This is a genomic window from Pseudoclavibacter sp. Z016, assembly GCF_002931215.1.
Classification (GTDB): domain Bacteria; phylum Actinomycetota; class Actinomycetes; order Actinomycetales; family Microbacteriaceae; genus Pseudoclavibacter.
Map to the genome: position 1 here is coordinate 101,796 of NZ_PSTU01000010.1, position 23,466 is coordinate 125,261.

The 23,466-nt window shown below is 68.0% G+C and carries 24 protein-coding genes; 21 read left to right on the forward strand and 3 right to left on the reverse strand.

Annotated elements, in window-relative coordinates:
- Nucleotides 1-74: 74 nt before the first annotated feature.
- The 7 genes from C5B99_RS05940 (at nucleotide 75) to C5B99_RS05970 (ending at nucleotide 7,074) form a co-directional block, all read left to right on the forward strand.
- Complete coding sequence (locus tag C5B99_RS05940) at nucleotides 75-2,930, forward strand: DNA translocase FtsK (RefSeq protein WP_104240864.1); 2,856 nt, start codon at nucleotides 75-77, stop codon at nucleotides 2,928-2,930.
- 14 nt (nucleotides 2,931-2,944) lie between these two features.
- A complete protein-coding gene (gene pgsA, locus C5B99_RS05945) occupies nucleotides 2,945-3,577 on the forward strand; it encodes a CDP-diacylglycerol--glycerol-3-phosphate 3-phosphatidyltransferase (RefSeq protein WP_104240865.1) in 633 nt (210 codons plus the stop codon).
- Entirely contained in the window at nucleotides 3,574-4,113 is a 540-nt protein-coding gene (locus tag C5B99_RS05950) for a CinA family protein (protein ID WP_104240866.1), read from the forward strand. The genes pgsA and C5B99_RS05950 overlap by 4 nt, the downstream gene beginning before the upstream one ends.
- Before the next feature lie 169 nt (nucleotides 4,114-4,282).
- Nucleotides 4,283-4,594: a helix-turn-helix domain-containing protein gene (locus C5B99_RS05955; RefSeq protein WP_104240867.1), complete on the forward strand. Its 312-nt coding sequence runs from the start codon at nucleotides 4,283-4,285 to the stop codon at nucleotides 4,592-4,594.
- Between the two features lie 72 nt (nucleotides 4,595-4,666).
- On the forward strand, nucleotides 4,667-4,897 hold the full coding sequence (locus tag C5B99_RS05960; protein WP_104240868.1) for a DUF3046 domain-containing protein: 231 nt from the start codon (nucleotides 4,667-4,669) through the stop codon (nucleotides 4,895-4,897).
- 258 nt (nucleotides 4,898-5,155) lie between these two features.
- Nucleotides 5,156-6,235, forward strand: coding sequence for a recombinase RecA (recA, locus tag C5B99_RS05965; RefSeq protein ID WP_104240869.1), 1,080 nt, complete (start codon nucleotides 5,156-5,158; stop codon nucleotides 6,233-6,235).
- 218 nt (nucleotides 6,236-6,453) lie between these two features.
- Nucleotides 6,454-7,074 carry a regulatory protein RecX gene (locus C5B99_RS05970; protein ID WP_181059691.1) on the forward strand — a complete coding sequence of 207 codons (621 nt, stop codon included), beginning with the start codon at nucleotides 6,454-6,456 and terminating at the stop codon, nucleotides 7,072-7,074.
- Here C5B99_RS05970 and C5B99_RS05975 read toward each other — a convergent pair.
- The gene (locus C5B99_RS05975) at nucleotides 7,036-7,977 is read right to left on the reverse strand and encodes a hypothetical protein (RefSeq protein ID WP_146080541.1); all 942 of its coding nucleotides are present in this window, start codon (nucleotides 7,975-7,977) and stop codon (nucleotides 7,036-7,038) included. The two genes, C5B99_RS05970 and C5B99_RS05975, sit on opposite strands and share 39 nt — an antisense overlap.
- A gap of 67 nt (nucleotides 7,978-8,044) precedes the next feature.
- Between C5B99_RS05975 and miaB the strand changes: the two genes are divergently transcribed.
- Genes miaB through dapF form a run of 3 tightly spaced genes read left to right on the forward strand, consistent with a single transcriptional unit; the run spans nucleotide 8,045 to nucleotide 11,449 of the window.
- On the forward strand, nucleotides 8,045-9,568 hold the full coding sequence (gene miaB, locus C5B99_RS05980; RefSeq protein ID WP_104240872.1) for a tRNA (N6-isopentenyl adenosine(37)-C2)-methylthiotransferase MiaB: 1,524 nt from the start codon (nucleotides 8,045-8,047) through the stop codon (nucleotides 9,566-9,568).
- Complete coding sequence (miaA, locus tag C5B99_RS05985) at nucleotides 9,565-10,482, forward strand: tRNA (adenosine(37)-N6)-dimethylallyltransferase MiaA (RefSeq protein ID WP_104240873.1); 918 nt, start codon at nucleotides 9,565-9,567, stop codon at nucleotides 10,480-10,482. Before miaB ends, miaA begins: the two co-directional genes overlap by 4 nt.
- 55 nt (nucleotides 10,483-10,537) lie before the next feature.
- Nucleotides 10,538-11,449, forward strand: coding sequence for a diaminopimelate epimerase (dapF, locus tag C5B99_RS05990; protein WP_104240874.1), 912 nt, complete (start codon nucleotides 10,538-10,540; stop codon nucleotides 11,447-11,449).
- Here dapF and C5B99_RS05995 read toward each other — a convergent pair.
- Nucleotides 11,418-12,029, reverse strand: a complete 612-nt coding sequence (locus C5B99_RS05995; protein ID WP_104240875.1) for a class I SAM-dependent methyltransferase — start codon at nucleotides 12,027-12,029, stop codon at nucleotides 11,418-11,420. The genes dapF and C5B99_RS05995 overlap by 32 nt on opposite strands.
- Nucleotides 12,030-12,065: 36 nt before the next feature.
- Here C5B99_RS05995 and hflX point away from each other — a divergent pair, with 36 nt between their 5' ends.
- The gene (hflX, locus tag C5B99_RS06000) at nucleotides 12,066-13,592 is read left to right on the forward strand and encodes a GTPase HflX (protein WP_104240876.1); all 1,527 of its coding nucleotides are present in this window, start codon (nucleotides 12,066-12,068) and stop codon (nucleotides 13,590-13,592) included.
- A 113-nt stretch (nucleotides 13,593-13,705) separates the two neighbouring features.
- Here the strand turns inward: hflX and lexA are convergent, their stop codons facing one another.
- The gene (gene lexA / locus C5B99_RS06005; RefSeq protein WP_104240877.1) at nucleotides 13,706-14,359 is read right to left on the reverse strand and encodes a transcriptional repressor LexA; all 654 of its coding nucleotides are present in this window, start codon (nucleotides 14,357-14,359) and stop codon (nucleotides 13,706-13,708) included.
- 225 nt (nucleotides 14,360-14,584) lie between these two features.
- Between lexA and C5B99_RS06010 the strand changes: the two genes are divergently transcribed.
- From C5B99_RS06010 to C5B99_RS06055, 10 genes are all read left to right on the forward strand, one after another.
- Nucleotides 14,585-14,902: a LysM peptidoglycan-binding domain-containing protein gene (locus C5B99_RS06010; protein WP_104240878.1), complete on the forward strand. Its 318-nt coding sequence runs from the start codon at nucleotides 14,585-14,587 to the stop codon at nucleotides 14,900-14,902.
- 45 nt (nucleotides 14,903-14,947) lie between these two features.
- Nucleotides 14,948-16,036: a histidinol-phosphate transaminase gene (locus C5B99_RS06015; RefSeq protein ID WP_104240879.1), complete on the forward strand. Its 1,089-nt coding sequence runs from the start codon at nucleotides 14,948-14,950 to the stop codon at nucleotides 16,034-16,036.
- Between the two features lie 9 nt (nucleotides 16,037-16,045).
- Complete coding sequence (gene hisB, locus C5B99_RS06020) at nucleotides 16,046-16,654, forward strand: imidazoleglycerol-phosphate dehydratase HisB (protein ID WP_104240880.1); 609 nt, start codon at nucleotides 16,046-16,048, stop codon at nucleotides 16,652-16,654.
- Complete coding sequence (gene hisH, locus C5B99_RS06025) at nucleotides 16,651-17,304, forward strand: imidazole glycerol phosphate synthase subunit HisH (protein ID WP_104240881.1); 654 nt, start codon at nucleotides 16,651-16,653, stop codon at nucleotides 17,302-17,304. The genes hisB and hisH overlap by 4 nt, the downstream gene beginning before the upstream one ends.
- 121 nt (nucleotides 17,305-17,425) lie before the next feature.
- Complete coding sequence (priA, locus tag C5B99_RS06030; RefSeq protein ID WP_104240882.1) at nucleotides 17,426-18,169, forward strand: bifunctional 1-(5-phosphoribosyl)-5-((5-phosphoribosylamino)methylideneamino)imidazole-4-carboxamide isomerase/phosphoribosylanthranilate isomerase PriA; 744 nt, start codon at nucleotides 17,426-17,428, stop codon at nucleotides 18,167-18,169.
- Nucleotides 18,170-18,186: 17 nt separating this feature from the next.
- Complete coding sequence (locus C5B99_RS06035) at nucleotides 18,187-19,032, forward strand: SseB family protein (RefSeq protein WP_104240883.1); 846 nt, start codon at nucleotides 18,187-18,189, stop codon at nucleotides 19,030-19,032.
- 108 nt (nucleotides 19,033-19,140) lie between these two features.
- Nucleotides 19,141-20,262, forward strand: coding sequence for a polyprenyl synthetase family protein (locus tag C5B99_RS06040; RefSeq protein ID WP_104240884.1), 1,122 nt, complete (start codon nucleotides 19,141-19,143; stop codon nucleotides 20,260-20,262).
- The gene (locus tag C5B99_RS06045) at nucleotides 20,259-21,128 is read left to right on the forward strand and encodes a squalene/phytoene synthase family protein (RefSeq protein WP_104240885.1); all 870 of its coding nucleotides are present in this window, start codon (nucleotides 20,259-20,261) and stop codon (nucleotides 21,126-21,128) included. The genes C5B99_RS06040 and C5B99_RS06045 overlap by 4 nt, the downstream gene beginning before the upstream one ends.
- Nucleotides 21,125-22,693 (forward strand): phytoene desaturase family protein, encoded by a 1,569-nt coding sequence (gene crtI, locus C5B99_RS06050; RefSeq protein ID WP_104240886.1) that lies wholly within the window; start codon nucleotides 21,125-21,127, stop codon nucleotides 22,691-22,693. The genes C5B99_RS06045 and crtI overlap by 4 nt, the downstream gene beginning before the upstream one ends.
- Nucleotides 22,690-23,382 carry a monooxygenase gene (locus C5B99_RS06055; RefSeq protein ID WP_104240887.1) on the forward strand — a complete coding sequence of 231 codons (693 nt, stop codon included), beginning with the start codon at nucleotides 22,690-22,692 and terminating at the stop codon, nucleotides 23,380-23,382. Before crtI ends, C5B99_RS06055 begins: the two co-directional genes overlap by 4 nt.
- Nucleotides 23,383-23,466: the final 84 nt, after the last annotated feature.

Here is a 23,466-nt window from a genome sequence, read left to right on the forward strand (position 1 = left end):
GGGAGTCGCCGATCTCGGCGGCTCTCGGGGCGTCATCCTCGATCCTGTCGGTGGCCGCGGGTACCTTGGGCACCATGGCCACAACTCCGTCCAACACCAAGCGAACCCCCGCGCCCAAGAAGCGGGCGAGCGCGGCAGCCGCGAAGGCGCCGGCGGAGACCGAGAAGCCGGGCATCGCGACCCGCGCCTGGATGGCCGCCGCGAACGTCGCCGGCCAGACCGCTCGGGCGCTCGGGCCCGAGACGCTCGAGAAGGACCAGCGGCGCGACGGATTCCCGTTCCTGCTCCTCCTGCTCGCGGTCATCGGCGGCGTGGTCGTCTGGTTCTTCCCCGGGAACGGCGTCGCCACGGCTCTGAACGACTACACGTTCGGCGGGTTCTTCGGCCGCGTCTCCTATGCGCTGCCCGTCGTGCTCGCGTTCTTCGCGCTCTGGCTCTTCCGGCATCCCTCCTCCGTGAGCGACAACGGGCGCATCGGCGTCGGCCTCTTCCTCGGGATCGTCTCGAGCTCCGCGATCTGCCACGTGCTCGCGGACAGCCCCGACCCCGTCAACGGCATGCCAGCGCTCGCCCTGGGCGGCGGAGTCCTCGGCTGGCTCCTCGGCGGCACTCTCGGTGTTGTCATCACCCCCATCGGTGCGGCCATCGTCGCGGGTCTCCTCATCCTGCTCTCCGTCTTCATCATCACGAAGACCCCGCCGCACAAGGTCGTCGTCAGGCTTCGCGAGCTGTGGGCCTGGATGTTCGGCATCGACGAGGAGTCCGCAGCCCACGCCCGCTCGGCGAAGGCCGGCAAGACGGCGTCCGGCGACGACGAGAGCCTGCTGGGCGGAGAAGACCGCGGACGCTCGTCGGAGTCGGACCGCCTCCCGTGGTGGCGACGCAACGACTCCGGCCGCGAAGAAGACGTCGACTACGAGGAGCAGCCGTACGACACCGCTGTCGCCGATACGAAGAAGCACGAGCACCACCGCATCGACCCGGAGGCGACGACGACCGTCCTGCGCGGTCTCACCTCCGAGGACCCGGACAACGCGGTGACCGGACCGCAGCCGACCGCGGTCCTCTCCGGAGTGCGGATGGACGACGCCACCGATGTCATCGACGTCGCCGAGCCCACGCTCTTCTCGGCCACAGGAATCCAGGACGACTCGACGCCGACCGATCCGGACGAGTTCGCCGATCTCTTCGGGCCACCCGCAGCCGCGGCGCCGGCCACACCGGCGCCGACAGCCGCGACGGCAGAGCCTTCGGCCTCGGCGGAAGACGGAGCCGAGCAGTGGGATTCCCGCGACGCGGGCGCCCCGGGCCAGGCATACAGCCTCCCGGTGCAGTCGATGCTCTCGCGCGGTGCGCCGGCACTCGCGCGCACCGAAGCCAATGACCTCATCGTCGAGGCGCTCAACTCGACGTTCGCGCAGTTCAAGGTCGACGCGAAGGTCACGGGCTTCTCGCGCGGCCCGACCGTCACGCGCTACGAGGTCGAGGTGGCCCCCGGCGTCAAGGTCGAGCGCGTCACTCAGCTCTCCAACAACATCGCCTACGCGGTCAAGAGCAATCAGGTCCGCATCCTCTCGCCGATTCCCGGAAAGAGCGCCATCGGCGTGGAGATCCCGAACTCCGACCGCGAGGTGGTCTCGCTCGGAGACGTCCTGCAGTCCCCGGAGTCGATCGCAGCGCGCCACCCCATGACGATCGGCGTCGGCAAGGACGTCGAGGGCGGCTTCGTGCTCGCGAACCTCGCCAAGATGCCGCACCTCCTCGTGGCGGGTGCCACGGGGGCCGGAAAGTCGAGCTTTGTCAACTCCATGATCGTGTCGCTGCTCATGCGCGCGACCCCTGCCGAGGTGCGAATGGTCCTCGTCGACCCGAAGCGCGTCGAGCTCACGCCGTACAGCGGCGTCCCGCACCTCATCACCCCCATCATCACGAACCCCAAGAAGGCGGCGGAAGCGCTGCAGTGGGTCGTGAAGGAGATGGAGATGCGCTATGACGACCTCGAGAGCTTCGGCTACCGCCACGTCGACGACTTCAACGCGGCCATCCGCTCGGGCGGCATCGTCCTCCCTGAGGGTTCGAAGCGGAAGCTCAAGCCGTACCCCTACCTGCTTGTCGTGGTCGACGAGCTCGCCGAGCTCATGATGGTTGCCCCGCGCGACGTCGAGGACTCGATCGTCCGCATCACCCAACTCGCGCGTGCCGCCGGAATCCACCTCGTACTTGCGACGCAGCGCCCCAGCGTCGATGTCGTCACCGGTCTCATCAAGGCCAACGTGCCGAGCCGCCTCGCGTTCGCGGTGACCAGCTCCACCGACTCGCGCGTCATCCTCGACCAGGTCGGCGCCGAGTCGCTCATCGGCCAGGGCGACGCCCTCTTCCTCCCATCGGGAGCCAACAAGGCTGCCCGCGTGCAGGGTGCCTGGGTCAACGACAAAGAGATCATGGAGATCGTGGCGCACGTCAAGCGCCAGGCGCAGCCCGAATATCGAGCCGACGTCGCGCAGGTCGTGGAGAAGAAGGAGATCGATGCCGACATCGGCGACGATCTCGAGCTCCTGCTCGCGGCAGCCGAGCTGGTCGTGAACTCGCAGTTCGGCTCGACCTCGATGCTGCAGCGCAAGCTGCGCGTCGGATTCGCGAAGGCCGGCAGGCTCATGGACCTCATGGAATCCCGAGAGATCGTCGGTCCCTCCGAGGGGTCCAAGGCGCGAGACGTCCTCGTCACCGCCGAGGAGCTCCCCGGCGTGCTCGCGCGCATCCGCGGCCAGGACCCGGCGGCAGGTGCTCCGGCATCCAATGCGGCGTCGATGGCCGAGCAGGATGGCATGGCCGCGTCGTTCGACGCCGTCGCGGCCCAATACGATGGGCTGGAAGAAGTCGAAGCCGAAAGCGGCGACGACGACGCCTGGAGTCTGACAGGGCGCGACTAGCGAGAGGCACAACGATGACCGGCCGAATACTCCGCGGGGGCGATGGACCGGTGAGCAACTGGTGCGTGCCGAACCTCATCACCATCGCGCGCATCCTGCTCGTGCCGGTCTTCGTCTGGTTCCTCCTCCTCGACGAATCGAGCGACGGCCCTTGGCGCTGGGCGGCCGCGGTGCTCTTCATCGTCGCGATCGCCACCGACAGCCTCGACGGGCACATCGCGCGCAGCAGGAACCTCATCACGGACCTCGGCAAGCTGCTCGACCCCATCGCAGACAAGGCGCTCACCGGCACGGCACTCGTCATGCTGTCGGTACTCGGAGAGCTGCCGTGGTGGGTGACGATCATCATCCTCGTCCGCGAGCTCGGCATCACCTTCTGGCGTCTCGCCGTCGCCAAGAAGCGCGTGCTCCCGGCCGGACGCGGCGGGAAGCTCAAGACCCTGGTCCAGGCCATCGCTATCTCGCTCGCCCTGCTCCCGCTCTGGGTCGTGTTCGGGGATTGGGTGCACTGGGTCAACGGGATCCTCATGTCCGCGGCGTTCATCCTCACGGTGTGGTCTGGTCTCGATTACCTGTGGGAGGCCTACCGGCCACAGAAGAAGAAGGCGCCCGAACTGCGGGCCGATGATGGGAGCACCCTGCGATGACCGGCGGAATCACACCAGCACTCCCACAGACGGTCGAGTTGGGGCGTGTCCTCCTCGAGGCCGGCCTCAGCATCGGCGTCGCGGAGTCCCTGACCGGCGGGGCGCTCGTCGCCGAACTCGTGAAGATCCCTGGGATCTCGGCGTCGCTGGCGGGCGGAATCGTCGCCTATCGCACAGAGCTCAAGCACTCGCTGCTCGGAGTCGACGAGGACCTGCTCGCGGAGCGGGGCCCGGTCGATCCTGACGTCGCTGCGGCGATGGCGCTCGGCGCTCGGACAGCGCTCGCAGCGGGTCGCGCCGATCGCCTCGACATCGGGCTGTCGACGACGGGGGTCGCCGGTCCGCAGGCGCAGGCCGGGCGAGCGCCCGGCATCGTCTTCGTGGGCATCTCCTCGCTCTTCGGCGATCGGGTGATCGACCTGGACTTCTCCTCGCTCGTTCGACTCGACGACCCCGAGGGCAGTCGGCAGCGCGTGCGTGGGGCGACGGTCGAGGCGGCTGTTCACAACGTGCTCGAAATGCTCGTGGAACACTGACGAGGTATCGTGGTCGGAGCCACACGAAGGTTGAGTCGGATCGCCTCAACATTCGGCTTTCTTTCAGGAATACCATCGGGGTTTGCTTGGTTGTTCTCAGCGTGACGAAGTCTCCACGAAGTCTCGTAAGTTACAGTTCTTGGCACACGGCAGTAAGGAGGACCCCGCTATGGTCCTAGCGCGTCAAGAGATCGGTGAAGTCCTGCGCGATGTGCGCCTGCGCAAGGGGCACACGCTCCGGCAGGTCGCGGGTCGCGCCTCGGTTGCACTCGGGTACCTGAGTGAGGTCGAGCGCGGGCAGAAGGAAGCCTCGAGCGAGATCCTCGCTTCGGTGGCCGAAGCCCTCGAGACCCCCCTCTCAACCATCTACCGCGAAGTGGGCGACCGTCTGGCCGTTCATGAGCGCTTTGAGACGAGCATCCCGGACACGGTTCCGGACGACCTCCTGCTCGGCATGCGCAAGCCGCTCGTCACTCGTTAGCGGGACGGCTTCGAAGGTACGTCCAACGGCGTCGCAGCATCTGCTGCGGCGCCGTCGGCGTACGCTTGAGGGATGCGCAAGAGCGAGTTCGACAGGGCCGTGGTCGATGAGTTCGGCGAGGCCTACGGGCGCTCGCTGATGAGAGACCTCGTGTTGGGGGCCCTTGGCGATCGCACCGCGAAGCAGGCCCTCGACGATGGCGTCGAGCCGCGTGCGATCTGGCTCGCGCTCTGCATCGACACCGGTGTTCCCGAGGGTAGGCGCCACGGAGTCGGCACGATAGATCCCGACCGTCGAGGCTGATCTCCGGCCCGCGCGACTCCGTGTCGGATCCGACACGCCTGCGGAATGTTCGAAGTCGTGTTCTAAGCGCGTAGGGTGTTCCTGTCGGACTCCTCGGAGACTTGTCCACAGTTGCAGGGTCTCGATCACCGAATGTCGGTGGTCGCCTCTACCGTGAAACTCGAGTAGCCAAGGAACCCGATCCGCCTTGTCGTCAGCGCTCTCCATCAGCGCGCGACAGCCGAGAGGCGACCGCCACATCCCGAGAGGATCACCACCATGCCAAACCCAGCAGACCGCGAAAAGGCGCTTGACGCCGCACTCGCTCAGATCGACCGCCAGTTCGGCAAGGGGTCGGTCATGCGCCTCGGAAGCGACGAGCGCGCACCCGTTGAGACCATCCCGACCGGCTCCGTCGCGCTCGACGTCGCCCTCGGCATCGGCGGACTCCCTCGCGGACGTATCGTCGAGATCTACGGTCCCGAGTCCTCGGGTAAGACGACCCTCACGCTGCACGCCATCGCGAACGCCCAGCGAGCGGGCGGTATCGCGGCGTTCATCGACGCCGAGCACGCCCTCGACCCCGAGTACGCGAAGAAGCTCGGTGTCGACATCGACGCCCTCCTCGTCGCTCAGCCAGACACCGGAGAGCAGGCGCTCGAGATCACCGACATGCTGATCCGCTCGGGCTCGGTCGACCTGGTCGTCATCGACTCCGTCGCAGCACTCGTGCCGAAGGCCGAGATCGAGGGCGAGATGGGCGACAGCCACGTCGGCCTGCAGGCACGCCTCATGTCCCAGGCGCTCCGCAAGCTGACGGGTGGTCTCAGCCAGACCAAGACCACAGCCATCTTCATCAACCAGCTGCGCGAGAAGATCGGTGTCTTCTTCGGCAGCCCCGAGACGACCGCCGGTGGCAAGGCGCTGAAGTTCTACGCCTCCGTCCGCCTCGATATCCGTCGTATCGAGACCCTCAAGGACGGCACGGAAGCCGTCGGAAACCGCACGCGAGTCAAGGTCGTCAAGAACAAGATGGCGCCGCCCTTCAAGCAGGCGGAGTTCGACATCCTCTACGGCGTCGGAATCTCTCGCGAGGGCTCGCTCATCGACTTCGGTGTCGAGCACGGCCTGGTGCGCAAGTCCGGCGCTTGGTACACCTACGAGGGTGACCAGCTCGGCCAGGGCAAGGAGAACGCCCGCAACTTCCTCATCCAGCACCCCGAGATCGCTGAGGAGATCGAACGCAAGATCCTGGCGAAGCTCGGCGTCGGGCAGTCTGCCGAGGCTCCTGCCGAGGCAGTCGAGGCACCACTGGCGCCCGTCGCCGACGCGAAGGTCGCTCAGCGGCGCGGCGCATGACCGACGACCTCGCTCCGGTGACGCCCCTCTTCGGGGCGTCACCGGAGGGGCGCAAACCCGCCCCCGCTGCCGCTGAAGCTCCGGCTGAAACACGCCCCTCGGCGCCTGAGGCCCCGGCGTCGGGCGTTCACACCGCAGCGGAGAGCGCTCCAAGACTCGTTTCCATCCCTGGCGGGCAAGGCGATACACAGGCTTTCACGGCCGTCGTGCCCGCTGGGATGGACTCGGAAGCTCGAGAGCGGCTCACCGCGGAGGCGCAGGAGACGCTCGTGCGGGCCCTTGCTCGCAGCGACCGGTCCACGGAGGAGGCGCGACGCCTCCTCCGGGCTTGGCGTGGTGAAGATCCCAAGGGTGCGCATGCTCCGGAGGACGGCACCGAGGAAGCCGCCGAGTTCGAAGAGTCCCTTCGCCTCGACGACGACGAGATCGAACAGGTCATCGAACGGTGCACGGAACTCGGCTACCTCGACGACCTGCGGCTCGCCGAGCTGCTTGTTCACAAGGCGCGAGACAAGAAGCACTCCGGCATCCAGGGAGTCGAGCGCGCGCTCCGAGAGCGCTTCATCTCGGCCGAGGCCATGACGGAGGCCCTCGCCGAAGTCGACCGTGACGACGAGCTCGAACGGGCTCGCGACCTCGCCGCCGACCGGCTTCGACGTGTCAAGGGCCTGGAGCCCGACGTCGCGATCCGGCGCATCGCCGGTTTCCTGTCACGACGCGGCTATTCCGCTGGTGTTGCCTTCAACGCGGCACGCGAAGTCGTGCAGGGCGGACCGAGGTCAGGCAGGTCTTCGAGCGGTTCAGCCGGCGTGTTCTTCGGCGCCACGCCCGTCGAGTAGCGCCAGCGCCACTCGCTGGCCCTCGGCGTCGCGCGTCACCTCGAGGCGGACAAGCGCCTCCTCGAGGGCTCGGCGAGCGGCAGCCGGGGCACCGGCACGGTCATGGGCCTCCGCGAGCACGAATCCGACTCGGCCAGCGGCGCGCAGATCACGTTCCGCTTCGAGCGCAGAGATCGCCGCCATAGCCTGAGCCGTCGCCCCTGCCGGGTCTCCGTCACGCAACGAGGCGCGCGCTCGCCGCACCAGAACGATCGCAGCCTCCTGCTCATGCTCGGCAACCGGCGCAAGATGCACTGCAGCGATCTGCAGGCCAGCATCGAACCCGGCGAAAACCGCGGCACCCGACGGGAACGAGACGGACGACAGGGCCAGGAGCACCTCACTTCGACCAGCGAACGCCACAGCAACCGCCGCTTCCGAGCTCGCGGCTGCGGCGGGGGCCACAACCTCGTCGACCCAGCGATCCCACGCGAAATCACTCTGCCGGTACTGGTCGCGCAGCCCCGCGTCGCACACGATCAGCAGACCGTGACGGGGCTCGACCACCGGTACCTCGCCCTGCAGCTCGCCAGGCAGCGAATGCCAGTACGCCTCCTCGCGGGGCGCATCGCGCCAGCGCTCGGGCTCGTCGTTCGTCGAGACCGTGAGTGCTTCCACTCGCGAGGCCCCAGACGCATCCGACACCACCGTCGTCGTCGCAGCCAGCGGGCCGCCGCTCGTCCGGAGGACCAGGCCATCGACACCGTTCTCACCGCCAGCGGGACCTACGTACAGAGCCCCGCTCGGGGCCGAGATCGCAGCGACCCGCGCACCATGAGCCTCCACTGGGCCGGCATCGGTCTGCAGCAGACCTCGCTGAAGAGCAAGAGAAGTCGCCGGCGTGACGCCGTCATCTGAGGTCATGGCTCGCATCCCGTCAGCGTAGCGGTGGGAATGGCCAGGCGTGAAGCGAACGTAGAATTGACGGATCATGAGCGAGACAGCCACACCCATCGCATCATCCCCGGCAGCACTCAAGCCGGACGGTACTCCGCGGAGCTACGAAGTGCGCACTCTGGGCTGCCAGATGAACGTGCACGACTCCGAGCGCATGTCCGGATCCCTTCGTGCGGCAGGCTACGTCGAAGCCGACGGAGCCGACCCGGACATCGTCGTCATCAACACCTGTGCGGTTCGAGAGAACGCCGACAACCGGCTCTACGGCAACCTCGGCCAGCTCGCCGCGATCAAGCGCGAGCACGAGGGCATGCAGATCGCCGTCGGCGGATGCCTCGCGCAGAAGGACCGCGGGACGATCCTCGAGAAGGCCCCATGGGTCGACGTCGTGTTCGGCACGCACAACATGGGTGCGCTCCCGAGTCTCCTCGAGCGAGCCCGGCACAACGAGGAAGCACAGCTCGAGATCCTCGAGTCCCTCGACGTGTTCCCCTCCACACTTCCGACGAAGCGTGACTCGACCTACTCGGGGTGGGTCTCGATCTCCGTCGGCTGCAACAACACCTGCACGTTCTGCATCGTCCCATCTCTGCGGGGCAAGGAGAAGGACCGCAGGCCAGGCGATGTCCTGAACGAGATCCAGGCGCTCGTCGACGATGGCGCCATCGAAGTCACCCTCCTCGGGCAGAACGTCAACTCGTACGGAGTCGAGTTCGGCGACCGGCAGGCGTTCAGCAAGCTCCTCCGTGCCGCTGGCAACATCGATGGGCTCGAGCGGGTGCGCTTCACCAGCCCGCACCCGGCGGCCTTCACGCAGGACGTCATCGATGCCATGGCCGAGACGCCCAACGTGATGCCCCAGCTGCACATGCCGCTGCAATCGGGCTCCGACCGCATCTTGAAGGCCATGAGGCGCTCCTATCGGAGCGCCAAGTTCCTCGGCATCCTCGACAGCGTCCGCGAGCAGATGCCTCACGCCGCGATAACGACGGACATCATCGTCGGCTTCCCCGGCGAGACCGAGGAAGACTTCGCAGAGACGATGCGTGTCGTCGAGGCGTCCAGATTCGCGAGCGCATTCACCTTCCAGTACTCCATCCGGCCAGGAACCCCGGCCGCGACGATGCCCGATCAGGTGCCGAAGGCAGTCGTGCAGGAGCGCTACGAGCGACTCATGAAGCTGCAGGATCGCATCAGCCGGGAAGAGAACGAGAAGCTGATCGGCAGCGTCCAGCGCATCCTGGTCAGCGCAGCAGAAGGCAAGAAGGACGACGAGACACACCGCATGTCGGGACGCTCGGAGGACAACCGGCTTGTGCACTTCTCGCTCCCAGACGGCGCAGAACGTCCACGACCCGGTGATGTCGTCACCGCTGAGATCACGGGAGCGGCATCGTTCCACCTCGTCGCAGATGCCACATCGAGCCGCCTCGACGTCCGTCGCACGAGAGCGGGGGACGCCTGGGACCGCTCGCTTGCCGAGAGCTGCGCAGTCCCCGCGCCGGCCGGGGCACCTGCTCGCGTCTCGCTCGGACTCCCGACGATCCGGCGCGGCTGAGCGTGTTCATCGCCATCGGGGGAGCAACCGGCACGGGGAAGTCGCAGCTGTCGCTGGACATCGCCGCCCGCCTGCGCGCCTCCGGGCGCGGAGCTCAGGTCATCAACGCCGACGCCATGCAGCTCTATCGGGGCATGGATGTCGGAACCGCCAAGCTCGCCCCCGAAGACCGTGAGGGGGTGCCGCATCACCTGCTCGACGTGCTCGATGTCACGGAAGACGCGAGTGTCGCCTGGTATCAAGAGCGGGCTCGAGGGCTGATCGAGGAGATCGAGGCCGAGGGAGATGTGCCCATCCTCGTCGGGGGCTCGGGGCTCTACATCGCGGCCGTCTGCTTCGATCTGCGCTTTCCAGGGACCGACCCCGCCGTGCGAGCCGAACTCGAGGCGGAGCTGCAGCTCGAGGGTCCCGGTCCGCTCTTCGCGCGGCTCCGTGCACTCGACCCCCAGGCCGCGGCCACCATCGACGCGCGCAACGGACGGCGCCTCGTACGGGCGCTCGAGGTGATCGAGGTCACGGGGGAGCCGTTCAGCGCTCAGCTGCCTGACCAGGAAGCCAGATGGCGGGACGTGACGTTCGCCGTCGTCGAAGAGCACCGGGAGGTGCTCACCCCCAGGCTCGACGCCCGCGTCGAGCGCATGTGGGAGTCGGGGCTGCTGGAGGAGACGCAGGCGCTTGCCGAGGCCGGGCTGGAGCAGGGCGGCACCGCCAAGCGCGCGATCGGGTACCAGCAGGCACTCGCGGAGCTTCGGGGCGAGATGAGCCGTGCCGAGGCGATCGCGGAGGCGCAGCTCTTGACCCGGAAGTACGCCAGGCGCCAGGTCTCCTGGTTCCGACGCTACGAGAGCGCGGTCCGCGCCCAGAGCGGGGAGGGGTTCGCGGCGCAGCGCATCCTCCAGGCCGCCGGACTCTGACCGGGAGACCACGCACGGCGCACACGGGGATCGAGAGTTCCGTAGCATTGGCCCCATGACACAACTCGCGTTCACCAAGGCGCAGGCCACCGGCAACGACTTCGTCCTCGTCTCCGACCCGGACGGGGAGCTGGACCTCGGGCCTCAGCGCGTGGCGCGGCTGTGCGATCGCAATTTCGGTGTCGGCGCGGACGGTCTCATCCGAGCGGTTCGCTCGCAGAACCTCGCTGAAGGGCGCGAGCTGCAGGCAGCCCACCCCCTGGCCGAATGGTTCATGGACTACCGCAACGGCGACGGATCGATCGCGGAGATGTGCGGCAACGGGGTGCGCGCGTTCGCGCGCTTCCTCACGGAAACAGGGCTGGTGACCCTTGAGGCGGGTGAGCGGCTGGAGATCGGCACGCGTGCCGGTCTGCGAGTCGTCGAGCGAGACGGCACGGGCTTCAAGGTCGACATGGGGCCGTGGCGCCTCGAAGGTGGCGAGCCGCTCGTCACCGTCCCGCACATCGGCGTCTCACGCCCGGGGCTCGGGATCGACGTCGGAAACCCTCACGTCGTCGTCGCGCTCTCGAGCGAGGAAGAGCTCGAGCGGCTCGAGCTCTTCCATGCACCGCTCATCGATCCAGCCCCTGAGCTGGGAGCCAACGTCGAGTTCGTCGTCCCGCACGACCAGCTCGTGCAGGACGGCGTCGGGCACATCCGGATGCGCGTGCACGAGCGGGGCGTCGGCGAGACCCTCTCCTGCGGCACCGGGGCCGTCGCGTCAGCACTGGCGGTTCGCTACTGGGCGGGCGCTGGCGCGCCGGATGCCTGGTCGGTCGGTGTGCCGGGTGGCGTGCTGCAGGTGACGGTCGGAGCTGTCGACGGCGTCGAGCATGTCTTCCTGGCGGGGCCGGCCGAGATCGCCTTCACTGGCAGTATCGAGGACGAGCTCGCTAGCGAACACGCCTCACCCGCAGCACTCTGAAGCCCGCGTCCGTCGAGTGCCGCTCGACGGACAGCTCTGGTCCGAACTGCGCCGCGATCCAGGACTGCAGTGAGTCGCCGCCGAGCTTCTTGGCGACGACGAGCCAGGCTTCTCCTTCGGCGCTGAGGCGCGGCAGCCACGCGGAGAGCAGCTCGTGCAGGGCCTCTTTGCCGATTCGGATGGGCGGGTTCGACCAGATGAGGTCGAAGGTCGTGTCCTCGGGGACATCCTCGGGGCGCGTCGGCGTGATGTTGTCGAGTCCGAGGGCCTGCGCGTTCTCACCGGTGAGCAGCAGCGCCCGTTCGTTGACGTCGACGGCCCGCACGTCCAGTTCGGGCGACTCGAGTGCGAGTGCGAGCGCGATCGGTCCCCAGCCGCACCCGAGGTCCAGCGCGGTTCCGGTCGAGGGCGGCGGGGGTGCTGCGTGCAGGAGCGCCTGGGTGCCGCGGTCCACGTGCTCAGGGCTGAAGGTACCGCCTGCCGTGATGACGGTCACCGTTCGGCCCCGGAGGTTGGCGACGACGCGTCGCCGCTCGAGAGGCCCGTCCGGGGTTGCTGAGAAGTAATGCTGAGCGGTCACCCCTAGACGCTAGCACCGGCGTAGAATAGTACGAATATGCGAGATTCTGAGACTCCTCCAGGCGAGAGCAACGACGCGATCGACCGAATCCTCCGAGCCGCGAAGGAACCGGGCGCCACGATGACCCTGTTCTCCTCCGGCAGAGCGCAGGCGCTGCAGGACGGCGCCAGCACGAGCTATGACGGCGAGGCCGACGGCGACCAGCTCGAACGAGAAGCCAGGCAGTCGCTGCGACGAGTCGAGAGCCTGCGAACGGAACTCGAGGACGTCACCGAGGTCGAGTACCGCAAGGTGCGCCTCGAGCGGGTCGTGCTCGTCGGCGTCTACCGCAGGAACTCCCTCGAGGAGGCCGAGAACTCGATGCAGGAGCTGGCCGCACTCGCCGAGACTGCGGGAGCCGTCGTCCTCGACGGCGTGCTGCAGCGTCGGCCGAACCCCGACCCCGCCACGTACCTCGGCCGAGGCAAGGTCGCTGAGCTCAAGGAGATCGTCGCGGCGCTCGAAGCCGACACGGTGGTCGCCGACACCGAGCTCGCGCCCAGCCAGCGTCGCGCGCTCGAAGACGAGATCAAGGTGAAGGTCATCGACCGCACCGCGGTGATCCTCGACATCTTCTCCCAGCACGCCAAGAGCCGCGAGGGCAAGGCGCAGGTCGAGCTGGCGCAGATGGAGTACATGCTCCCGCGCCTTCGCGGATGGGGCGAGTCGATGTCCCGGCAGGCCGGTGGCCAGGTCGGCTCCGGCGGTGCCGGCATGGGGTCACGAGGCCCTGGAGAGACCAAGATCGAGCTCGACCGTCGGCGCATCCGCACGAAGATGGCCAAGCTTCGCCACCAGATCGCCGACATGAAGGATTCGCGTGACGTGAAGCGCGCGACCCGACAGCGCAACCAGGTTCCGGCCGTCGCGATCGTGGGGTACACGAACGCCGGCAAGTCGAGCCTCCTCAACCGCATCACGCATGCGGGCGTCCTGGTCGAGAACGTTCTCTTCGCGACCCTCGACGCGACGGTGCGCAAGGCGGCGACGGAAGACGGCCGCCCCTACACGATTGCCGACACGGTCGGCTTCGTGCGTAACCTGCCCCACCAGCTGGTCGAAGCCTTCCGCTCGACGCTCGAGGAGCTGCAGGCTGCCGATGTCATCGTGCATGCCGTCGATGCCTCCCACCCGGATCCCGCCGCGCAGCTCGCCACGGTGCGAGACGTCATCGGAGAGGTCGAAGCCCACGATGTTCCCGAGATCGTGGTCTTCACGAAGGCCGACCTGGTCGATAGCGATCGACGCCTCGAGCTCCAGGGGCTCGCCCCCGACGGCCTCTTCGTCTCCGCGCACACGGGTGAGGGCATCGACCTGCTGCTCGGGCGCATCGCCGAGCTCCTGCCAACCCCCGAGGTGACCATCGAGGTCCTTGTGCCCTTCGAGCGCGGCGATCTCGTCTCCTACCTGCACGAGCGAGGTGCCGTGCTCGAGCTCGAGCACGTGGAGAGCGGCACGCGGCTCAAGGCCCGGGTCCACCCCGACCAGCTCGGACTGTTCGAGGCGTTCGCGGTCGCAGGCTGACGCATACGCCTCAGTCCTCCTGAGGGAGGCATGCAGAAGAGCGGCGAGCCCATCGGGCTCGCCGCTCTTCTGCATCTGCTGACGTGTGCAGGCGCCGGTGCTTCCGGCTGCTCTCAGATGGAGCGGAGGACAGCGACGACCTTGCCGAGGATCTCGGACTCATCGCCGAGGATGGGCTCGAAGTCGCTGTTGCGGGGGAGCAGCCAGATGTGGCCGTCACGCTTGCGGAAGGTCTTGACCGTGGCTTCTCCGTCGAGCATCGCGGCGACGATGTCGCCGTTCTCCGCGTTGCGCTGTGACCGCACGACGACCCAGTCGCCGTCGCAGATGGCAGCATCGATCATCGACTCGCCAACGACACGCAGCAGGAAGAGCTCTCCCTTGCCGACGATCTGACGGGGGAGCGCGAAGACGTCTTCGACCTGCTGCTCCGCCGTGATCGGGATGCCGGCTGCGATCCTGCCGACCACCGGGACGAACGCGGCCTCAGCCGTCTCGTTGGAATCGCCATCGTCGGTGTGGTCGAAGTGCACCAGCACCTCGAGGGCGCGGGGCATGCCCGGATTGCGCTTGATGTAGCCGAACTTCTCCAGCTGGCCGAGCTGGTGGGTGACGCTCGACAAGGAGACGAGGCCGACTTCGTCGCCGATCTCGCGCATGCTCGGCGGGTACCCGCGCGTGCGCACCGACTCCATGATGCAGGTCAGGATGCGCTCCTGCTTCTCGGTCAGTTTTCTGTAGATGTCGCTCGCTGGCTTCTTGGCCATGTCGTCTCCGTCCGCTCTCCGACACGGAATGTCGGTGGCAGGTGATGCACTGCCTGATAGCGCCAACCCTACCGAGGGTGCACGCAGGTACGAAACATTTCTTCGAGTGTTGTGGATGAAAGTTCGAGAGATTCGAACTGGAAGCCTTGACTTGGCACTTTGTTCGTAGCTATATTCAGTACATACATTCGACCACTCGAAGATGTGGACGAATCAGGAGGAATCATGAACACCACTGCCGTTGCACCACTCCGCCTCACCGTCCGAGGCCGTCGTGTCCTGCTCGCCATCGCTGCGCTGCCCGTCGCCGCAGCCATCGCCCTCGGGGCCACGCACATGAACTCCGCGGCGGCCTCGAGCGACGCCGCAGGCGTCGAGTTCGAGTACGTCACCGTCGGCGCTGGCGACACGCTCTGGGGCATCGCCGAGGAGGTCGCGGGCGATTCCGATATCCGCGACGTCATCGTCGAGATCTCCAAGCTCAACGCTCTTGAGAACGGCACGGTTCAGGCCGGGCAGCGCCTCGCCCTCCCACTCGACTGAGTCCACAGCCCATTCCAGGCGCAGACCGCGTCGTAGGCTTGTGCGGTGACCTCGTTCGAAGACCTGCCCATCCGTGACGACCTCCGCGGACTCACCCCCTACGGAGCGCCGCAGCAGCCGGTGCGCGTTGCCATCAACGTCAACGAGAATCCGCACCCCGTGCCGGAGGTCGTGGCCAGGCGAATCATCGAGGCGATCGCCCGCGAGCTCCCCGGACTCAATCGCTACCCGGACCGCGAGTTCACGAAGTTGCGCGAGCAGCTGAGCGTCTACCTGGGCCGGGGCATCGGTCCCGAACAGGTGTGGGCCGCCAACGGCTCGAACGAGATCATGCAGCAGCTGCTGCAGGTCTTCGGTGGCCCCGGGCGCAGCGTGCTCAGCTTCACACCCAGCTACTCGATGTACCCCCTTCTCGCCAGAGGGGTTGGGTCCGAATGGATTCCGGTGTCACGCGCTGACGGCTTCGCGCTGACCGCGGACCTCGTCACGGAGGCACTTCGTCGAGAGCGCCCCGACATCACCATCATCTGCACGCCGAACAACCCCACGGGCACCGTCACCGATCTCGACGTGATCGCGGCTGCGTACGACGCGACCGACGGCATCCTGATCGTCGATGAGGCCTACGCCGAGTTCCTCCCTGATGGTCGGGAGACCGCGCTCTCCCTTCTCCCGGGTCGCGAGCGGCTCGTGGTCTCGAGGACCATGAGCAAGGCGTTCGCCTTCGCTGGCGCCCGCGTCGGGTACTTCGCGGCTCACGAGGCCGTCGTCGACGCCGTCCGACTCGTTCGGCTGCCGTACCACCTCTCCGCGATCACCCAGGCCGCCGCGACCGCAGCGCTCGAGTGCTCGGAGATCATGCTCCAGCAGGTCGACGCCATCCGCGAGCAGCGCGACCGCCTGCTGGTGGAGCTGCCCCGTCTTGGCTACACGCCTTGGGAGTCTGGCGCGAACTTCGTGCTGTTCGGCGACGTCGCGGATCCCGCGGCTACGTTCCAGCAGCTCCTCGACCGCGACATCCTGGTGCGGGATGTCGGCATCCCGAACGCGCTTCGGGTGACCGCCGGGACGCGCGCGGAGACGAGCGCGTTCCTGGCCGCACTCGCCGAGATCACCGATGCAGGGAAGGCCTAGGCTGGAGCGATGACCACGACGCCACGCACCGCGACCGTCTCACGCGCGACGAGCGAGTCCTCGATCGAGCTGAGCCTGAACCTCGACGGGACCGGCATCGCCGACATCCAGACGTCGGTTCCGTTCTATGACCACATGCTGAATGCCTTCGCGAAGCACTCGCTGACCGATCTCACGGTCCGTGCGACGGGTGACACGGAGATCGACGTGCACCACACGGTCGAGGACACGGCGATCGTGCTCGGTCAGGCGATCCGCCAGGCCCTCGGCGACAAGTCGGGTATCGCTCGGTACGGCGATGCGAGGGTGCCGCTCGATGAGTCGCTCGCCGAAGCCGTCGTCGACATCTCGGGGCGTCCGTTCCTGGTGCACACCGGCGAACCGGAAGCCTTCGTCTACCACCTCATCGGCGGGCACTTCACGGGCGCGATGGTGCGTCACGTCTTCGAGGCGATCACGTTCCACGCAGGCCTGACGGTGCACGTCGAGGTCATCCGCGGGCGCGACCCGCACCACATCGCCGAAGCGGAGTTCAAGGCGTTCGCCCGTGCGTTCCGCGCGGCCAAGCGACTCGACCCGGAGGTCGTGGGCATTCCTTCGACCAAGGGCGCGCTGTGACTCCAGTCGCACGTCCGCGGGTGGTCGTCGCCGACTACGGCTCGGGCAACGTTCATTCGGCCGTGAAGGCGCTCGAAGCGGCTGGTGCTGAGGTCGAGCTGACGGCCGACCGCGCTGCCGCCTACGATGCCGACGGCTACGTCGTGCCAGGTGTCGGGAGCTTCGCTCACGTCATGGAGGCCATCAACCGTCAGCGCATCGGGGAGATCGTCGGCCGGCGCCTTGCAGGGGGACGCCCCGTGCTCGGTATCTGCGTCGGCATGCAGATCTTCTTCGACGGCGGCATCGAGGGTGGCAGGCGAGCCGAAGGCCTGGGCGAATGGCCGGGAGAGGTGACCGAGCTGCGGGCCGAGGTCCTTCCGCACATGGGATGGAACCTCGTCGACCCGCCGGCCGACTCGAAGCTCTTCGCTGGCATCTCTCGCGAGCGCTTCTACTTCGTGCACTCGTACGCGGCGCATGAGCTCCCGCTCGACCCGCATCCGAAGGCCCGCCCGGTGCTCGTGACCCATGCCGAGCACGGCGAGCGCTTCATCGCCGCAGTCGAGAACGGCCCGTTGTCGGCGACGCAGTTCCACCCGGAGAAATCCGGCGAAGCTGGCGTGCGCCTGCTTCGGAACTGGATCGAGACGCTGCCGAAGCGCGCCTAGTGCTGCTGCATCGGCGCGCTGCACCGCCGCCTGCCGATACGCTATTGCCCGGACTGCCAGGGCATCCCCTTTCGGCGTCGATGCCCCGGCGCCTCAGAACGAGAACAAGGAACCTACGCGCGTGAGCGAATTCAACACGTCACCGGAGCTCGTGCTCTTCCCCGCAATCGACCTCGCCGGCGGCAAGGCGGTTCGTCTGGTTCAGGGCGAGGCCGACTCCGCCACGAACTACGGCGATCCTGTGGATGCGGCGGAGGACTGGATCGAGCAGGGTGCGGAGTGGATCCACCTCGTGGACCTCGACGCGGCCTTCGGGCGCGGGGAGAACCGCAGTCTCATCAAGCGCGTCATCCGGGCGGCCAAGCACGTCAATGTGGAGCTGTCCGGCGGGATCCGTGACGACGAGTCCCTCGAGCGTGCGGTGGACGCCGGTGCGCGCCGCATCAACCTCGGCACCGCCGCGCTCGAGAATCCGGAGTGGGCGGCGAACGTCATCGCTCGCTACGGCGAGCTCATCGCCGTCGGCCTCGACGTGCGTGGCACCACGCTCGCGGCTCGCGGCTGGACGCGCGATGCTGGTGACCTCTGGTCGGTACTCGAACGGCTCGAGGAGGCCGGTTGCGCACGTTACGTCGTGACCGACGTGACGAAGGACGGCACCCTCCAGGGCCCGAACCTCCAGCTCCTCAGCGACATCCTCGACCGGACCGACCGTCCCGTCGTCGCCTCTGGCGGCGTTTCGAGTCTCGACGACATCGCGGCGCTGCGTGGCCTCGTGCCGCAGGGCCTCGAGGGCGCGATCATCGGCAAGGCGCTCTACTCGGGGGCCTTCACGCTCGTCGAAGCGCTCGACGTCGCATCCTGACTCGAGAGGTCTGACCCATGCCGTCGCTGCCAGAGCATTTCCAGCCCAGCAAGGCCGACTCTGCTGGCCAGAGCTGGTCTGGGCGGAGCTTCGGCGACAACCCGTTCCGCGACGACGACGGCACGGCGCCGGCGCAGTTCGTCGCGGCGATCCGGCGCTTCCGGGCTCGGGAGGTGGGTCCCGACGCGGTGGTCGACGCATTGCGTCAGGCTCGCGTGCTGATCCCGCTCGTGGCGAAGCTGGGCGAAGCCGATGTCAACACGCAGGGTGTGACCGTCGACAAGAGCGCTGATCTCTCCATCGTGACGGTCGCCGGCCCAGACGGTCGCACCGTCCTGCCCGTGTTCACCTCGGCGGAGGCGATGAGGGTCTGGAATCCCAAGGCTCGGCCGGTGCCTGCGCTCATGCAGCGGGCGGCCATCTCGGCGGCTGCCGAGGGCAGCGACCTCATCGTGGTTGATCCGACGAGCGAGACGGAGTTCGTCGTCCGCCGTCCGGCCGTGTGGGCGATCGCGCAGGAGCAGGGCTGGGCGGCCCCGTGGGTGAACCCGGTTGTCACGGCTGAGCTGTCGAGGATGATGGCAGAGCTCGACGAGGTGCTTGGCATGGATCTCGTGCCCGGCGATCCGGAGGCTCGCCTGGCTGGGCCCGAGCTGCGTGTGGTGCTCCACGTCGGTGGTGACGCTGGCCGCGAGGAGCTCGCGGATCTGTCCCGCCGAGCCAGCGAGCTGCTGCAGGGGAGCGAGGCGTTCCGCACAGAGGTCGACTCGCTCGGCATCTCGTTCGCGCGGGCCAGCACTGCTGCTTCGAGCGACGCGGAGAAGCGGCAGCGAGATTCTAAGCGCTCGTGGTGGAGGCGCTGAGGGGATTGACCCGGCGCGGCAACTCGGGGAAGGCTTGCCTGTACGCTCGAGCAGAAGTAATTAGATACTCTTATTGCTAGCCAACCGAGCTAAAGGGAGTGGTGCCGAGTGATCCGTGAGCCTCTGGCGAGCCCCCGTGGCCAGGGTTCGGACTTCGACCTCGCAGCGCAGCAGCTGCTCGAGGTGAGAAGGCGAATCGAGGAGTTCCTGGCCGGACGAGTCGCTGCCGCGGGCGCGATCGACGAGGGCCTCGCGACGCTGTGGCGCATCACGGCGCGCAGCGCCGAAGGGGGGAAGCTCTTCCGCCCCGCGCTGGTCATGCAGGCCTACCTGTCCTACACGGGCGCAGCAGAGGTGCCTGAGTCGGTCATGGAACTGGCGACCGCGACCGAGCTGCTCCACCTCGCGTTCCTGACCCACGACGACGTGATCGACAACGACACCATGCGCAGGGGGGAGCTGAATCTCCTCGGCAGCGTCGAGGAGATCGTGGGAGGACCGGAGTTCGACGACGAGCGCGGCAACCGCCTGGGGCAGGCCGCCGCGATCCTGGTCGGCGACCTCCTGCTCTCCGAAGCGCACCTGAGGGTTGCGCGCATCGATCAGCCCCACGCCGTTCGTCTGCGCGTGCTCGATGCCATCGAGCGTGCCCTCGCGGTCTCGGTTGCCGGTGAGTTCAGCGACGTGAGCCTGTCGGTTCGAAGTGACCATCCGGCATTGGCCGAGGTCCTGTCGATGAGCTCGAACAAGACCTCCGCGTACACCGTGCTGCTGCCGCTCGAGCTCGGTCTGATCGCGGCGGGTGCCGAAAGTTCGGTGGATGCGCGTCTCATCGCCCAGTTCTCGGACGCCGCCGGGCTCGCCTTCCAGCTCCAGGACGATCTGTTCGGTGTCTTCGGGGACCAGCACAAGCTCGGGAAGGCGCCGTACTCGGATATCCGGGAGGGCAAGTTCACGGCGCTCATCGCCCTGGCCTGCGGGACCCCGGTCTGGGGTGAGCTCGAGTCGCTGCTCGGCGACCCGATGCTCAGCGAGGCGGATGGCGCGAAGGCGCGCGACCTCATCGACGCGTCGGGCTCGCGCGCCGCTGTCGAGCAGGAGCTCGCGGCCCAGTTCTCGAGGGCACGAGCCGCCGCGAGGGCCGTGGGCGCGTCGGGCCGCGAGGGGGAGCGGAACCTGGCCGAGATGCTGGAGCGTCTGCTGATGCTGTTGGAGAGGCGAACGTCATGATGTCGCCACTCGAGCAGTACACGCGCACCGCGGAGAAGTCCGCGGCCGAGGTCATCTTCGCCTACTCGAGTTCCTTCGGGGCGGCCTCGCGCTTCCTCGGGCGCCGGACGGTCAAGCCGGTGCGCAGCATCTACGCGCTGGTCCGCGTGGCGGACGAGATCGTGGACGGTGTCGGCGCGCTCGCCGGCCTCTCCCTCGAGCAGCAGCACGCGGCGCTCGACGGGCTCGAGGCGCAGACGCTCGAGGCCATCGAGTCAGGCTTCAGCACGAATCTGGTCGTCCACGCGTTCGCGGTGACGGCGCGACGCTGCGGGTTCGGGGCCGAGCTGGTCGTGCCCTTCTTCGCTTCGATGCGCATGGATCTCGAACCTCGCTCGCTCGACGTGGAGGAGCAGCGGCGCTACGTCTACGGTTCCGCGGAGGTGGTGGGGCTGATGTGCGTGCGGGTATTCCTCACCGGTGTCTCTCGCACCCCGGAGCAGCGGGAGCGCATCGACGCGGCGGCCTGCGCGCTCGGCGCCGCGTTCCAGAACGTGAACTTCCTCCGCGACGTGGGCGATGACGCCGACCGGCTCGGCAGGGACTACCTGCCGGTGGAGGGTCTGGAATCGGCGCCGCTCGACGAGCGGCGCAAGCTCATCTGGCTCGACCGCATCCGCGCCGATCTTGCGACAGCGGAAGCGGGCATCCCGCTGCTTCCGAGGGATTGCCGACGGGGCGTGGCCCTCGCGAGCGCGCTCTTCGCTGCGCTCGCCGACCGCATCGCGGAGACGCCGGCAGACCAGCTGCGCACCACACGCGTGAGAGTTCCCGGCGCCGAGAAGGCGCGCATCGCAGCACGAGTCCTTCTGGAGACACGATCATGAGCACCCGAGCAGTAGTCATCGGCGCCGGAATGGCCGGCCTCGCCACATCGATCCTGCTCGCGCGGGACGGCTTCGTCGTGACGGTGCTCGAGAAGAACGACAGGGTCGGCGGCCGTGCTGGCCTCCTCGAGGTCGACGGCTTCCGCTTCGATACCGGCCCGAGCTGGTACCTGATGCCGAGCGTCTTCGACCACTACTTCGCGCTTGCCGGCACGAGCACCGAGGAGCAGCTGGATCTGCGCATGCTCGACCCCGGCTACCGCGTCTTCCCCGAGCCGGAGCATGCGGGGGGCGCAAGCGAGCCCCTCTCCATCCCCTACGGCCAGGACGCCGTGCGCGAACTCGTCGCTGAGCTCGAGCCCGAGGCGCTCGGCGCTTTCGACGACTACCTCGAGACCGCGAGACGCGCCATGGACATGGCGGAGGAATCGTTCCTCTACAACACGTTCAAGAACCCGGCCACGCTGCTCGGCGCCCCCGTTCGCCGCGAGCTCCCCGAGCTGCTGACGTGGCTCACGGTCCCGCTCGAGAAGTTCGTGGAGGAGTCGTTCACGCATCCGCTGCTCAGGCAGATCCTCGCCTACCAGGCGGTGTTCCTCGGAACCGACCCGCGCCGCGCTCCGGCGATCTATCACCTCATGAGTCGCATGGATCTCGTCGAGGGCGTGCAGTACCCCATGGGCGGCTTCACCGCCGTGGTAGATGCGCTGCACCGGCTCGCCGTGGACGCCGGCGTCGAGTTCCGGCTCGAGGCCGAGGTCACGGACATCGCCGTGGCGCATGGCTGGAGCCGTGGCGTGCACTGGCGCGACGCTGACGGGCAGCGGCACTTCGAGGACGTGGAGGTCGTCGTCTCCGCCGCTGACCTGCATCACACGGAGACGCGGCTGCTGCCAGAGCGGTACCGCAGCTACCCGGAGCGCGTGTGGAAGCGCACCTCGTCGGGTCCGGGCGCCGTGCTGGTGATGCTCGGCGTCGAGGGCGAGCTGCCCGCCCTGCCGCACCACTCGCTGCTGCTCACGAAGGAGTGGGGGGAGAACTTCGACGCCATCTTCGGCGAGGGCGTCGCCCTGCCTGACCCGGTCTCCGTCTACGTCTGCAAGCCGAGCGCCACGGATTCGGCAGTTGCGCCGGAAGGGCACGAGAACCTGTTCCTGCTCATCCCGGTCAAGGGCGAGGAGAGCATCGGTGGGGGAGGAGCAGATGGGGCGGGAGATGCAGAGGTCGAGCGGATCGCCGATCTCGCGATCTCCCAGCTCGCCGAATGGACGGGAGTCTCCGACCTGGAGCGCCGCATCGTGGTTCGCCGGACGCTCGGCCCCGCCGATTTCGTGCACGACTACAACTCCTGGCGTGGCGGCATCCTCGGCCCGTCGCATGAGCTCGCCCAGTCGGCCATGCTGCGTGCCGGCAACGCGTCCCCGAAGGTCAAGGGGCTCTACTACGCGGGCGCGACCGTCAACCCCGGCGTGGGCGTCCCGATGTGCCTGATCAGCGCCGAGCTGGTGCTCAAGCACGTGCGGGGCGACCGGAGCGCTGGCCCCCTCGAGGTCGACCGCCGGTGACGGTCACCACCGTCCACCTCTGGGGAACCGGCAGCGCGAGCGCCGGCCTCTCGCTGACCGCGAAGACCACGCTGCACCTCCTGGGCCGTCGACGTCCGGAGGGTCTGCGATTCGCGCGTGTCATGGGCACGGCGCGGGCGACGAGCTTCTCCTCGCGCGACGCCGACCTCGGGCATTGGGCGCTGGTCGCCGCCTGGGAGTCGCTCGAGGCTGCGGACGCGTTCGATCGAGGGGCCCTCGTGGGTGCGTGGGACGCACGCTCGCGGGAGCGACTCAGAGTGCGGATGCGCGCCATTCGCTCGGTCGGCCTCTGGGGAGGTCGCGAGCCGTTCGGGCCCGCCGTCGCGGAGGCCGAGGAGGGGCAGCGGGTGGCCGTCATCACGCGGGCGCGGATCCGGGCCTCGTCGGTGCCGCGCTTCACGGGGACCGTGCCACCCATCGCTGCCGAACTCCTCCGCGCGAGGTCGCGCGGTCTCGGTCTCGCGTTCGGGATGGGCGAGCTGCCAGCAGGCCTCCTCGGCACCTTCACCCTCTGGGAGTCCGAGCCGGCGCTTCGCGCCTTCATCAGCGGTGCACCATCGCACAGAGCCGCCATGGCCGACAGCCGAGCGGGCGGATGGTTCGCCGAGGAGCTGTTCGCGCGTTTCGCGGTCGATGCCGTCGAGGGCTGGTCGGCCACGACTGCATGACCTCCTCCGCGAAGAGCGGGCCACCATCCGCCAGAACGTCAGACGACGCAGATCCAGAGCCACGACCGAGAGGAACGGACTCAA

What these genes read in the sequence shown, in the direction of transcription:
- C5B99_RS05950 (WP_104240866.1), top strand. Translation starts at nt 3,574, where the DNA reads ATGACCGGCGGAATCACACCAGCACTCCCACAGACGGTCGAGTTGGGG.
- C5B99_RS05955 (WP_104240867.1), top strand. Translation starts at nt 4,283, where the DNA reads ATGGTCCTAGCGCGTCAAGAGATCGGTGAAGTCCTGCGCGATGTGCGC.
- pgsA (WP_104240865.1), top strand. Translation starts at nt 2,945, where the DNA reads ATGACCGGCCGAATACTCCGCGGGGGCGATGGACCGGTGAGCAACTGG.
- C5B99_RS05960 (WP_104240868.1), top strand. Translation starts at nt 4,667, where the DNA reads ATGCGCAAGAGCGAGTTCGACAGGGCCGTGGTCGATGAGTTCGGCGAG.
- lexA (WP_104240877.1), bottom strand. Translation starts at nt 14,359, where the DNA reads ATGGCCAAGAAGCCAGCGAGCGACATCTACAGAAAACTGACCGAGAAG.
- recA (WP_104240869.1), top strand. Translation starts at nt 5,156, where the DNA reads ATGCCAAACCCAGCAGACCGCGAAAAGGCGCTTGACGCCGCACTCGCT.
- C5B99_RS05940 (WP_104240864.1), top strand. Translation starts at nt 75, where the DNA reads ATGGCCACAACTCCGTCCAACACCAAGCGAACCCCCGCGCCCAAGAAG.
- dapF (WP_104240874.1), top strand. Translation starts at nt 10,538, where the DNA reads ATGACACAACTCGCGTTCACCAAGGCGCAGGCCACCGGCAACGACTTC.
- hflX (WP_104240876.1), top strand. Translation starts at nt 12,066, where the DNA reads ATGCGAGATTCTGAGACTCCTCCAGGCGAGAGCAACGACGCGATCGAC.
- C5B99_RS06035 (WP_104240883.1), top strand. Translation starts at nt 18,187, where the DNA reads ATGCCGTCGCTGCCAGAGCATTTCCAGCCCAGCAAGGCCGACTCTGCT.
- hisB (WP_104240880.1), top strand. Translation starts at nt 16,046, where the DNA reads ATGACCACGACGCCACGCACCGCGACCGTCTCACGCGCGACGAGCGAG.
- miaB (WP_104240872.1), top strand. Translation starts at nt 8,045, where the DNA reads ATGAGCGAGACAGCCACACCCATCGCATCATCCCCGGCAGCACTCAAG.
- crtI (WP_104240886.1), top strand. Translation starts at nt 21,125, where the DNA reads ATGAGCACCCGAGCAGTAGTCATCGGCGCCGGAATGGCCGGCCTCGCC.
- C5B99_RS05970 (WP_181059691.1), top strand. Translation starts at nt 6,454, where the DNA reads ATGGACTCGGAAGCTCGAGAGCGGCTCACCGCGGAGGCGCAGGAGACG.
- C5B99_RS06045 (WP_104240885.1), top strand. Translation starts at nt 20,259, where the DNA reads ATGATGTCGCCACTCGAGCAGTACACGCGCACCGCGGAGAAGTCCGCG.
- C5B99_RS06010 (WP_104240878.1), top strand. Translation starts at nt 14,585, where the DNA reads ATGAACACCACTGCCGTTGCACCACTCCGCCTCACCGTCCGAGGCCGT.
- C5B99_RS05975 (WP_146080541.1), bottom strand. Translation starts at nt 7,977, where the DNA reads ATGACCTCAGATGACGGCGTCACGCCGGCGACTTCTCTTGCTCTTCAG.